Source organism: Halomonas sp. AOP27-A1-41, assembly GCF_052378605.1.
GTDB classification, from domain to species: Bacteria; Pseudomonadota; Gammaproteobacteria; order Pseudomonadales; family Halomonadaceae; genus Vreelandella; species Vreelandella citrativorans.
This window is the reverse complement of sequence record NZ_JBQSXT010000003.1, coordinates 124763-137018: the sequence shown is the minus strand read 5'-3', so window position 1 is coordinate 137018 and position 12256 is coordinate 124763. Positions and strand designations below refer to the sequence as shown.

General features: G+C 55.9%; 11 protein-coding genes. 6 read left to right on the top strand and 5 right to left on the bottom strand.

Annotation, left to right across the window (positions count from 1 at the left end):
* Position 1 precedes the first annotated feature (1 nt).
* The gene (locus ACT3TC_RS03810; protein ID WP_193054249.1) at positions 2-994 is read right to left on the bottom strand and encodes an ABC transporter substrate-binding protein; all 993 of its coding nucleotides are present in this window, start codon (positions 992-994) and stop codon (positions 2-4) included.
* 146 nt (positions 995-1140) lie between these two features.
* Between ACT3TC_RS03810 and ACT3TC_RS03805 the strand changes: the two genes are divergently transcribed.
* From ACT3TC_RS03805 to ACT3TC_RS03785, 5 genes are all read left to right on the top strand, one after another.
* The gene (locus ACT3TC_RS03805) at positions 1141-1896 is read left to right on the top strand and encodes a DeoR/GlpR family DNA-binding transcription regulator (protein ID WP_444622613.1); all 756 of its coding nucleotides are present in this window, start codon (positions 1141-1143) and stop codon (positions 1894-1896) included.
* Between the two features lie 133 nt (positions 1897-2029).
* Complete coding sequence (gene mtnK / locus ACT3TC_RS03800; RefSeq protein WP_444639177.1) at positions 2030-3307, top strand: S-methyl-5-thioribose kinase; 1278 nt, start codon at positions 2030-2032, stop codon at positions 3305-3307.
* Between the two features lie 340 nt (positions 3308-3647).
* Positions 3648-4208 carry a gamma carbonic anhydrase family protein gene (locus ACT3TC_RS03795; RefSeq protein WP_444639176.1) on the top strand — a complete coding sequence of 187 codons (561 nt, stop codon included), beginning with the start codon at positions 3648-3650 and terminating at the stop codon, positions 4206-4208.
* A gap of 139 nt (positions 4209-4347) precedes the next feature.
* Positions 4348-4812 carry an RNA polymerase-binding protein DksA gene (dksA, locus tag ACT3TC_RS03790; protein WP_444639175.1) on the top strand — a complete coding sequence of 155 codons (465 nt, stop codon included), beginning with the start codon at positions 4348-4350 and terminating at the stop codon, positions 4810-4812.
* A 6-nt stretch (positions 4813-4818) separates the two neighbouring features.
* Entirely contained in the window at positions 4819-5904 is a 1086-nt protein-coding gene (locus ACT3TC_RS03785) for a CobW family GTP-binding protein (RefSeq protein WP_444639174.1), read from the top strand.
* A 102-nt stretch (positions 5905-6006) separates the two neighbouring features.
* Here ACT3TC_RS03785 and ACT3TC_RS03780 read toward each other — a convergent pair whose 3' ends face one another.
* On the bottom strand, positions 6007-7047 hold the full coding sequence (locus ACT3TC_RS03780; protein ID WP_193054255.1) for a GlxA family transcriptional regulator: 1041 nt from the start codon (positions 7045-7047) through the stop codon (positions 6007-6009).
* Between the two features lie 122 nt (positions 7048-7169).
* On the opposite strand from ACT3TC_RS03780, the gene ACT3TC_RS03775 reads away from it, so the two are divergent.
* Positions 7170-8333, top strand: a complete 1164-nt coding sequence (locus ACT3TC_RS03775; RefSeq protein ID WP_193054256.1) for an S-(hydroxymethyl)glutathione dehydrogenase/class III alcohol dehydrogenase — start codon at positions 7170-7172, stop codon at positions 8331-8333.
* 122 nt (positions 8334-8455) lie between these two features.
* On the opposite strand, the gene ACT3TC_RS03770 is transcribed toward ACT3TC_RS03775, so the two are convergent.
* From ACT3TC_RS03770 to ACT3TC_RS03760, 3 genes are read right to left on the bottom strand one after another with little or no spacing between them, the layout of a single operon-like run.
* A complete protein-coding gene (locus ACT3TC_RS03770) occupies positions 8456-9523 on the bottom strand; it encodes a substrate-binding domain-containing protein (protein WP_444639173.1) in 1068 nt (355 codons plus the stop codon).
* 47 nt (positions 9524-9570) lie between these two features.
* A complete protein-coding gene (locus ACT3TC_RS03765; protein WP_444639172.1) occupies positions 9571-10659 on the bottom strand; it encodes an ABC transporter permease in 1089 nt (362 codons plus the stop codon).
* The gene (locus ACT3TC_RS03760) at positions 10595-12088 is read right to left on the bottom strand and encodes a sugar ABC transporter ATP-binding protein (protein WP_444639171.1); all 1494 of its coding nucleotides are present in this window, start codon (positions 12086-12088) and stop codon (positions 10595-10597) included. The genes ACT3TC_RS03765 and ACT3TC_RS03760 overlap by 65 nt, the downstream gene beginning before the upstream one ends.
* Between the last annotated feature and the right edge of the window lie 168 nt (positions 12089-12256).

Here is a 12256-nt window from a genome sequence, read left to right as displayed (position 1 = left end):
ATCAGCCGCCGAACAGGTCGCTAAAACGCTGCTTCAGGGCTTCTTCCTGCTCAAGCGCTTGGGCGATATCAACAGGCATCAGCTCGATGGTGTCGCGGGCGGGGAAGCCTTCCGGCGGCGTAACACCCGGGTGGGCAGGCAGATACCCCTGCTCGCTGACCAACTGCTGGCCCTCTTCCGAGAGTACGAAGTCGACAAACTTCTGCGCCGCGTCGACGTTCTTGGCACCGGCCATAATGGCGACGGGTTCAGTGACCGCGCTCACACCCTCTTCAGGGAAGACAAACTCGACCGGCGAGCCTTTGGCCGCTTCGCGGATGGGCAGGAAATCCACCACGATGCCGTAAGGCTTGGTGCCCGCTGCCACTGCGTTGAATACCCCGCCGTTACCGCCTTGGGCCTCAGTGCGGTTGTCATGCAAGGCATCGTAATAGCTTTCACCCAGGTCAGGATTTTCACTAATCGCCGCCATATGAATCAGTGCAGCACCTGAGTAAAGCGGGCTTGGCATGGTCACTAAGCCTTCATATTCAGGCTTGAGCAGGTCCTGCCAGCTTTGCGGCTGCTCGTCAGCGCCGGTGTTATACACGATACCGGTGGTGATCAGTTTGGTGCCGTAGTAGAAGCCTTCGGGGTCAAAAAGCTCGGCATCAAAGGCTTCACGATTAGGGCTCAAATACGCCTGAAGCTGGTCTTCCTGCTTTAACGACTCCATGGTCATGCTGTCGGCGATCAGCAGCACATCCGGGTTACTGACCCCGGCGGAAAGCTCGGAGCGCAGGCGGGTCATCAATCGCGTGGTGCCGTCGCGTACCCACTCCACCTCGATATCCGGATAGGCTGCCTGGAAGGCATCGACCGTTTGCTGGGCGTCGCTGTTGGGCTGGCTGGTGTAGAGCACGAGCTTGTCGTCGGCAACGGCGTTTGCCGAAAGAGCCAAACTTGCCATCGTGGTGGTAAGAGCAATGGCGGTGCAGAGTGAGCGCTTAAGCATCAGAAAGTCTCCAGTGAGTTGACTCTGCTCACACTACTGTCATCACCTTACAACATCGTGACACTACCCTTTCGTTTGAAGGAGGAGAGCTTTCGTAAGCATCGGAAAGTCTTTCGTTAATAAAAAAGAGGGGAGATGAGAGCAGAATGAAAGGCTTAAACGAGCGTCGCCGAGCGCTGCTTGAGCGGGTGCGCCAGGAGGGGCGCCATTCGCTAGAGGCGCTGGCTGATCAGTTTGGGGTGTCCGTACAAACGCTGCGCGGCGATATTCGCTTTCTTGCCGAAAAGGGCATGGTGCTGCGGCGCCACGGAGAGGTACTGCCGTTTCCCGACCGCGAAAATATCGGTTACGACCAGCGCCAGATCGTCAATGAAGCTGGAAAACGCCTTATTGCCCGCCAGGCCGCTTCATTGATTCAGCCTCATCAGTCGCTGTTTCTAGGCACCGGCACCACCGTTGAACAGCTGGCCGACGCGCTGCACGACAAACAGGGCCTGCATATCATGACCAATAATCTTCACGCGCTTATCAGGCTATCCGCCCTGGAGTGTGAGCTGGTGGTGGCGGGCGGCCGGGTGCGCCGCCGAGACCAGGACGTGATTGGCGGCGACGCGTGGCGCTTTTTTCAACGCTACCGAGCGGATGTAGGCATTGTCTCGGTAGGTGGCATGGATGCCCACGGCAATCTTTTCGACTACAACGACGATGAGGTCATGGCGCGTGAAGCGCTGTTGGCCAATGCGGCTTTGCGCGTTCTGGTGTTGGATAGCACCAAGTTTGATTTACCGCTGCGCTGTGCGGCGGGACAACTAGCCGATTATGACGCGGTGATTACCGACGTGGCGCTCCCTGACCGATTACGCAGCCCTCTTGCTGCGCAGGGCGTTAGGTTTTTGATATGAGCAGTTTGATATGAACAGTTTGATATGAGCAGGTAGTAAGTGGTCGGCGAGGTAGCCGCAGCCGCGGGTATCTATTTGACATTGGCCCTCAGGTAATGGCAAATACCCCAAAAATTGGCTTGAGGAGCACGCTGTGGAAAACGGTCAATCAGAAGCGGCCTTACGTTATGAAGCGCTATCCGTCGATACGCTGGCAACGCGGCTGGGTGATGTACACGAAGTCGCCAGCCGTGTTGGTGGTGACCCCGCGAGCTGGGAAATTCGTGAGGTGGGCGATGGCAACCTGAACCTGGTGTTTATCGTGACGGGTACCACGGGCAGTGTGGTGGTTAAGCAGGCGCTGCCCTATGTTCGTATGGTGGGCGAAAGCTGGCCGCTGCCGCTTTACCGCGCCCATTTTGAGTATTACGCCCTGGTGCGCCAGGCCAAGCGTGCCCCCAACATTGCGCCTGAAGTGTTTTATTTCGATAAGCCCCAGGCCCTGTTTGTGATGGAGTATCTTTACCCGCACACGATTTTGCGTCGCAAACTGATTAAAGGTGAGCGCGTGGCTCGCTTGGGGGAAATCATCGGCCAGTTCTGCGCGCGCACGGCGTTTCGCGGCTCGGAGCTTTCTCTGCCAAGCCCAGAGAAGAAGCAGGATGTGGGGCTGTTTTCGGGTAACGTGGCGATTCCTGCGATTACCGAATCATTGGTGTTCACCGACCCCTATTACGGCGCCGAGATGAACCACCACACGCCGGAACTTTCGCCAGTGGTGGACGAGCTGCGCCGCAACGCGCGCTTAAAAGCCAGGGTTCAGCGGCTATTGATGAAGTTCACCGCTAACACCGAAACCATGCTCCACGGTGACTTGCACTCGGGCTCGATCATGGCGACCGACACCGATGTGCGCGTGATCGACCCTGAGTTTTCCCAGTACGGGCCGATGGCGTTTGATTTGGGAATGGCCGTAGCCAACTTCCTGATGGCGTACTTTAGTCAGCCTGCCCACCGCCAGGATGACGAACTGGAGGCGTACCAGACGTGGATTCTCGACGTCATCGAGGCGTGCTTCACAAGCTTTGATGCCGAGTTCCGCCACTTATGGCAAACCGAGCGCACCGGCATTCTGTTCCCCAGGGCGCTGTTTGAAGACCAAGGCAACAGCGCGGACGACGCCTGCGATGCGCTGTTGGAGGAAATTCGCCTGGATGCGTTGGCCTACTGCGGTATCGAAATGCACCGCCGGGTGCTGTCACTGGCCCATAATGCGGATTTCGAAGAGATCGAAGACACTGCCCTGCGCGCCCGGCTAGAAGCCCGCAATGTGTTGATGGGCCAGGCGCTTATAATGAACCCTGACGCGGTTTGTGAGATACCTGCGCTTATTGAACTGGCCCAAGCGTATAACCGTCAGGATGTTCTATAAACAGCCTTCTATAAAAGACGTGCTATAAAAAAGCCGCAATCGCCCGATGAGCTGCCCCCTAGCGTTGGACAACCCTCTAACGCTAGGGGGGTATAAGGAAGGCGTACGACGAGACGTTCAAATTGCTGATTGCTCAGCCTGCCCAGTAAATATCCCTGCCCCGGTAACGTTACGATTGAGAGCATTCGTTATATTTATTTGTTATGTTATACTATAGCAATAAAGCGTTTTGGCTGAGATTGGTTTCAGTATATTTGAGTTCCCTTGCTGTAGTCCGTAAGCCCCATCTGGTCTGCCTCAACACTTCCCCTGCTTTATGATAAATAAGGATAAGCGACCAATGATTAGGAAAAATCCACGTGGTGACCTGCCAACGATTCACCCCAGTGCCTTTATCGATCCCACGGCCATCATATGTGGGTTGGTCATCGTGGAAGAGAACGTATTCATCGGGCCCTACGCCGTGATCAGAGCCGATGAAAGGGATGCGCATGGAAATATTGATCCGATGGTGATCGGTGCGCACTCCAATATTCAAGATGGCGTTGTGATCCACTCCAAATCGGGGGCCAGCGTAACGATAGGTAAGCGTACCTCGATTGCCCATCGCGCTATTGTGCATGGGCCTTGCACGGTGGGTAGCGGCGTGTTCATCGGCTTTAACAGCGTACTTTTCAATTGCCAGATTGGCGATGGCTGCGTCGTGCGCTACAACGCGGTGGTGGATGGTTGCCAACTGCCAGCGAACTTTTATGTTCCTTCTACTGAGCGAATTGGCCCCGATACCAATTTGACGCGCTTAAGCCAAGTGCCCAGCGAAGCGAGTGCGTTTTCCGAGGATGTCGCTCGCACCAACAATGATTTGGTGCAGGGTTATAAGGCTATCCATAATGAGTTTTAGGCAGTAGCGGTTTTCCACTCGTTTAAAACGATTACTGACACAGTGTTGCGTTTAGCTAGTGAGTCAGGCCGCTATTAACGTTAAATTTTTCGTCTTTATTTCGTATGTTATAACGTAATTTATAGTGCAAGGTATATGTATGAATAAGCCAATTACCACGGCATTAACACAGCGTGAGTCGCCGGATAAAGCGCAGAAGGCCAAGATATTGGCCATGTCTGCCTGCGACTATATGAACGACGAGCAGCTGGCTTTTTTTCGTCAGCGCTTGCTGGATGAGCGCTATGAAATTCAAGCGCATTTAACGGAAATGAAAGAGGTAATCGCTTCTCACGAACGTGACAGCGATGAAGCCGATCAGGCCTCGTTTGAAGAGGAGCTGCGCCTGTCACTACGCCAGGCCGACCGGGAAAGCCGCCTGGTGAACAATATCGATGCGGCTTTACGACGGATCGATAACGGCGACTATGGCTATTGTGACGAGACTGGCGAGCCTATTGGTATTGCCCGCTTGCTGTTCCGACCCACTGCGCGGCTATGTATTGAGGCGAAAGAGCGTCAGGAAAGCCAGGAAAATCATTACCGCAAAGCAAGGTGGGAGTAACCCGTTATGACGACACCCTCGCTCATTCCCATTAACGTGCTGACCGGTTTTTTGGGAAGCGGCAAAACCACGCTGCTCAATCGTTGGGTACACCAATCGTCAATGCGTAATACATTGGTGGTTATCAATGAGTTTGGTGATATTGGGCTGGACCACCTGCTCATCACCCATAGCGATGAGCAAGCCGTTATCGAAATGAGCAGCGGCTGCCTATGCTGTACGCTGCGCGGCGATCTTAGTCGTACGCTTCAGCAAGCGTTAGAAGATATTCAGGCACAAGATAAGCCTTTGCCCTCGCGCGTGGTGATCGAAACCACGGGCCTGGCAGTGCCCACTTCCATACTGCAACTGCTGATGACCGACCACTGGCTAGCGCATCGTTTTAAGCTTGATAGCGTGGTGTGCTGCGTTGATGCAATCAATGGCGCCGCAACGCTTACCGCCCATAGCGAGTCGCAGCAGCAAGTAGCCATCGCCGATAAGCTGTTACTCACCAAGACCGACTTGGCCGAGCAAAACGTGGTATCTGCCCTGGCCAACCAGCTCGCGAGAATTAACCCCACGGCCGAGCAGTGGCAGGTAATTAACGGCGAGCTTTCCGCTAGTCTCTTGGTCGGCGCAGGGCTTTATCGCAGTGAACAGGCGGGCTACCAGGTTGACCAGTGGCTAAAGGCGGGCAGTTATACAATCCAGCCCGCCGATCAACACGCCGGCGCTGCTTTTTCGCTAAGTAAGCATTCATTGTTGAACGCGGCCCAGCCCGACAGCACATCGCACGGCGACAGTATCAATGCCTTTTGCTTTAGCGTTGAAGAGCCAATCCACCCCGACACGTTAGAGAGCTGGCTGGATATCTTGATGTCGCTGATGGGCGATAAAATGTTGCGTATCAAAGCGGTAGTGCATCTTACCGACAGGGATACACCGCTGGCGTTACACGGTGTACAACATATTTTTCACCCGCCTGCAGAGCTGCCCGCAGGCAGCGTGAGTGATCGAGTTTCCCGATTTGTTTTCATCACGCAGAACGTGTCGCCGGAGAGCGTGGCTGAGATGTACCGCTTTTTTCAAACCTCTAAAGAGAGTGCCTAATGACCGCTGTGACGTTACCCGATATTGCACGCCAAAGGCCGACGCTATCAGGCGCTTTATCATGGGTAGGGATGGAGGGCAGTGGTGATGTGATGATCGTAATCAATGAAGCGATAGGGGCGTGCGGGCGGTTTGAAAGCGTGCCCGATAGGCGGTAGGCGTCAGTGCGTAACGACGAGAAAACACCTTGCGCATCTGTTCGTCGGAGCTAAATCCCGCGCGCCAGGCAATGCTTTTCATGGGCAGCGCTGTGTCGAGCAGCAGCGACTTGGCGCGTTCACAACGGGCGTTTTCAAGCCAGGCCGATGGCGTCATTCCAAACTCGTCAAGAAACGTGCGGCTGAAATGGCGGGGGCTCATACCCGCCTTGGCGGCCATATCTGCAAGCTTTAAAGGTTTATCAAGATGAGTGATCAGCCAACTCTGTAACTCGCGCATACTGGGCGAACCCGTCATTTGGCTGGTGAGGGCGGCGCTAAATTGCGACTGGCCACCCGGGCGTTTGAGATAAACCACCAGATCGCGCGCTACGCCCAGCGCCAGATCGCGTCCAAAATCCTGCTCGACAAATGCCAGTGTCAGATCAATCGCGGCCGTCACCCCGGCGGAAGTCCAGAAACGACCGTCCTGCACAAAAATCGCATCGGCATCTACCTGCAACGCGGGAAAACGCTGCTGTAGCAGGGCCGCGTAGTGCCAGTGCGTTGCCGCACGACGGCGGTTAAGAAGCCCCGCTTCAGCGAGAAAAAATGACCCGGTACATAGCGCGGCGAAGCGCTGAACATCATCTGCCCGACGGCGACACCAATCGATAAGTGCGGGTTGGCTGGTGAGTGCTTTTTCGATATCGGCAGCGCCTGCCACCATTACGGTTGAAAGCGGGCCATTTTCAGGCAGCCCGCTCTGTGCTTGAAGTGGCACCATCGTCTCCGACGCAATCACTCCGGGCTGTGGGGCGGCCAGCGTCACCTTGTAACGTCGCGGATCGCCTCGCTCGGCCAAGCGTTTGTTGGCGTAGGTGAATACGCTGAGCGGTCCGATGGCCTCCATGATTTTAAACCCCGGATAAATGATGAGATGTACACGGTCGCTGTTTTCGGCTGCTGTGATCCCTGGGATGTTATTGGCTTCGTCATTTTTCATAGATATTACTCTTTCGAGGCCTGATTGCCGTGAACTCTGTCTTGATTTGACCGGAGTACTCGCTGGGGTAATTTAACAAAACGTTATAACGTATCATTTTAGCTCAAGTAAAAGGAGAGAAAATGAAAACGCGCGCCGCGATTGCATGGGAGCCGAACCGCCCACTGGAAATTGAAGAAATCGACCTGGAAGGTCCCAAAGACGGTGAAGTGCTGGTCCGCATTGTTACCACCAGCCTCTGCCATACGGATATGTTCACGCTTTCAGGGCGCGACCCCGAAGGGCTATTCCCCGCCGTGCTCGGTCACGAAGGCGTAGGGGTCGTCGAGGAAGTGGGCCGTGGTGTTACATCGGTTAAGCCCGGGGATCATGTGATTCCTCTCTACACGCCCGAAGACCCCAACTGCCCCTATATCAAGTCGGGTAAAACCAATCTTTGCCAGACGATTCGCGAGACACAAGGGCGCGGCGTGATGCCCGACGGCACCTCGCGGTTCTCTTACAAAGGGAAGATGATCCATCACTATATGGGGACCAGCACTTTCAGCGAATACACGGTACTGCCTGAAATTGCGGTCGCAAAAATTGCTAAAGAGGCGCCCCTTGCCAAGGCAAGTGTTATGGGCTGCGCGGTGCCGACCGGGATGGGGGCGGTGCGTAATACTGCCAAGGTTACACCTGGCGCGACCGTCGTGGTTTTTGGCTTAGGCGCGGTGGGCATGGCGGTAATTCAAGGCGCCAAAATGGTCGGCGCTGGGCGTATTATCGGTATCGATACCAATCCCAACAAGTTCCCGCTGGCACGGGACATGGGTGTCACGGAGTGCGTTAATCCCGCCGACTTCAGGCAGCCCATCCAGGAAGTCATCGTCGAAATGACCAATGGCGGCGCAGATTACTCCTTTGAATGCATTGGCAATGTCAACGTGATGCGCGCAGCCTTGGAGTGCTGCCACAAAGGATGGGGCGAGTGTACGGTGATCGGAGTGGCGGGTGCGGGCGAAGAAATTTCTACGCGGCCCTTTCAACTGGTGACCGGGCGTGTATGGCGAGGTTCGGCCTTTGGCGGTGTGCTAGGGCGCAGCCAGCTGCCGGGGATGGTCGATGAATGGTTACGCGGCGACTTCGATGTCGACCCCTACATTACCCACAATATGGCGCACGATCAGATCAACACCGCCTTCGACTTGTTGCACGCAGGGAAATCGATCCGTTCGGTCATCCATTTCCAGCCCAAGGAGACGATGCAGCTGGAAGGATTGGCTGGCAAGATTGTTTCAAGCTGAACATATACGCTTGGAAGGTAGGCGGGTTCTGATTGAACCCGCCTCCGTGTAACCATAAAAAAGCCCGCTATCAGTTCCAGCGTTGCACAGCTTTTGAATGGCTGGTTTAGCACTGGGTAGGATTAACGCTCGGGCAGGGGCAGCCAGTCGGCAAGCGCTACTTCGGCATGGGAGAACTGCGGCATATTCTCGCCCAGCGTTTCCATGTTGGTGATAGCGTTATCGTTCAGGAAGTCCTGGGTGATCAGTGTGGGCGGCACGATAACCTGCTGGCCGGGCGCTTCACCGGCCATCAAAAGTGCCAGCGTACGTACCGAGACTTCACCCACCACGGTTGGGTTGGTGGCAACCGTTGCGGCCCAGGGCGAGCCGGGTTCACGCATGGCGGCAATGTCGGAGGTGGAGATATCGGCTGAATAAATAGCGATATCCTCACCCAGACCCATTTCATCCACGGCTATTTTCACGCCCGCTGCAAACTCATTATAGGGCGCGAAGAACACATCAATCATCGGATTGGCCTGAATCACCGCGCGGGCCTGATTGGCAACCGAGTTGGCGATCGGGTTATCCAGGGTGCCGAATACGGCGGCTTCGGTCACACCTGGGTGAGCTTCTTTAAAATCTTCCCAAGCGGCGTTGCGGCGATCAAGCGGCGCGATACCTGGCACGTAAACATAGCCTGCGGTAAAGCGGTCACCGTTATCCTGTAGCGCCTGGTTAAGCACCAACTCGCCCAGCAGATAATCGGACTGCTCGACTTGCGGGATGGCGGGGTTGTCCACTTCCACATCGAATGCCACAACATCAATACCCGCCTCTACAGCGCGCTGGGCAGCGTCTTTCATGGACTCCGGCAGCCCGTGTTGAATGATGATGCCGTCGACGCCGAGCGCGATGGCCTGGTCCACCATATCTGCCTGCAGGGCCGCATCCTGGCGGCTATCCAGCACGCGCAGGTCCACGCCCAGCGCAGCGGCTTGCGCCTCTACACCCGACAGATAGGCCTGGAAAAAATCGCCCGTGGAGATATAGCGGATAAGCGCGATGGTGACATCTTCCGGCGCATCAAAGGGTGCCGGGCGCTCCTCAGCTGTTGCCAGGCTCGTTCCCAGTAGCGCCATGGCGGCGGTAACACTGACCGCAAAACGTTTGAGTATACGGTGTTTAAGTGCAAGGTGTTTAAGCATAGCGGTGTCCCGATTGTTAACGTTTTTAGCGTTGATGCATTTATTAATTAATGACGGCCTGATTGGGCACGCCGTGAGGAGAGGTAAAAGGTGAACATGAGCGCCACCACCAGTACCGCGCCTTTAACAAAATCCTGGGTGTAGTAGGGTGCATTCATCATCGTCATGCCTTGAAGCAGTATCCCCACAAAAAGTGCGCCCATGGCAGTGCCAAATGCGTTGGGGCGTGTAGCACCTAGTACGGCAAAGCCAATTAGCGCCGCGGCCACGCTATCCAGCAACAGGTTATTGCCGCTGGCAATATCGCCCCGACCTAAACGGGCGGCCAGCAAAATACCGCCAATCGAGGCAGTAACACCAGAAATCATATACGCCGCGATCTTGTAGCGCTCTACCGGCGCCCCCACCAAGGCGGTCGCACGCTCGTTGGAGCCAATGGCATACATCAGCCTGCCGTGACGGGTGAAGCCTAAAAACAGCCAGATAGCGACCGCGATCAATACGAACACCACTACCGGCACCGGAATCAAACGCTCCAGAATCAGGTCAAAGCGGTGCCTGCCCAGCCACAGAAACGCCGCCGAGAACGTGCCTTCCGCAGTGGAGCCATCGGCCAGCGACATACCGGTGGCGATAGAGTTGCCCTGGGTAGGAATGCGCTGAAGGCCAATCAGCAAAAACATCATGCCCAGGGTGGCCAACAGGTCAGGAATGCGGAACTTGACGATCAGCAGGCCGTTAATAAGCCCGATGAACGCACCCATCAACAGGCAGACTGCCACGGCCACATAGGCGGGCTGTTCAAGCACCACCATGCAGTATGCCGCCAGCATCAACGAGGTGGTGGCCACGGCACCAATGGATAGGTCAAACCCGCCTACCACCAGCGTAGTGGTCACGCCCAACGCCAGAATGCCGGTAATTGCCACAGACTGAAGCACAAATACCGCCGAGCGCGGGTTCGCAAAGCCAGAGGCTGCCAAGCTGAAGTAAACCACCAGCGCCACCAGCAACAGCAAGAAACCGTAGCGAATGGCTAGTTCCAGGCAGCGAGCTTTCGTGGCGCTGGCGTTAGGCTTTTCCGGAGGCCTGGGCGACGAGGACGTTGAGGTCGATATCTCGGTTGGATTGCTCACCAGCAATGGCTCCTTCATGTAACACAATAATTCGGTCAGCGATTTCAATCGCCTCGTCTAGTTCAGAGACAAACACCAGGGTGGCGCGCCCTTTGGCGGTTGCCCGGATATGGCGGCCTATATCCTGCCGTGCCCCGATATCCACGCCTTGAAAGGGCTCATCCAGCAGTAACACGCGACTGGGCGATTGAAGCCAGCGCCCGATCATGACCTTTTGCTGGTTGCCTCCGGAAAGCGTGCCAATCGAATCCGCGTGGGATTGGCAGACAATCCCCAACTGGGCAATCATCTGCTCGGTACTGGCACGCTGCTGACGGGCGCTCAGAAACGCCCCACGGGTAAAGGCTTTTAAAAACGGCAGCGTCATATTGTCGGCGATATTAAAATCCCCAATCACGCCGTTGGTCGCTCTGTCTTTTACCGACATGAACACACCCCGGGCAAGCGCTTCACGTACATTGGCGGGCGCATAGGGTTGCCCATCGACCTGCATGGTGCCGCTCGTTAAAGGACGCAGCCCAAACAGGGTTTCGACAAGCGCCGACATTCCACTGCCCAGCAGGCCGGTAAACGCGACGACTTCGCCATCACCCACGCTCAAACTGACCGGCGCTGCGCCTTGAGTCAGTTCGACATTTTGCAGCGTCAGGATAGGCGCGCCCGGTGTGGCCGGTTCGATATCAGCATTATTGATCGCCTGGCCCAACATGGCATGCACGGCGGCGGTGAGATCCAGCGGCGCTTGATCAAATACGCCGGAGATCTGGCCATCGCGCAAGCAGATGATGCGATTTGCCAAGCGCCTGATATCCGACATGCGGTGCGAAATATATACAATCGCCACGCCCTGGGCGCGCAAACGGTCGATCACCGTAAACAAGCGCTCGGCCTCAGAGGCAGAGAGCGATGAGGTCGGTTCATCCAGAATCAAAAGCCTGGGGGCGTGGGCCATGGCCCTGGCAATGCTGATCATCTGCCGGTCGGCCACCGAAAGATCGGCAACGCGGGCGTTCAGATCGATATCCAGCCCCATGGCATCGGCAACTTCGCTTGCCTGCTGACGAAGCTTCTTGGCGCTGATCCATAAGCCGTGCGCGCCGGAGGCTAATCTATCCAGCATCAGGTTGTTGGCGACGTCCAGGTCGGGGATAACGCCGTCATCGATGGATTGATGTACGGTCACCACGCCGTGGTGGATCGCCTCACGCGCATCGCGCGGGCAGTAGGGCATACCGGCAAGCTGCATCTGGCCGTGGTCGGCCGCGTGGTAGCCGCTAAGCACCTTGACCAGAGTTGACTTGCCCGCCCCATTGGCGCCCATCAATACGACGACTTCGCCAGCATTGATACGCATATCAATGCCACGCAAGACCTGATTGTTCCCAAAGGATTTATGAATCCCCTGGATATCAAGCACGCTCGCTTGCAAGACGTTTCTCCTTGGTAGGCATACGCTGTGAAGGGCGCAAGATCATCGGTAACGGAGGTTGGAAAGTCAATCGCTGAGGCAGGGTATATGGCAAGCACGAAAAGCCTGAGGCCAGCGCAAAAAAGGACGCGGGAATTGAACCCGCGTCCTTTTAGTTACTGCCGATAT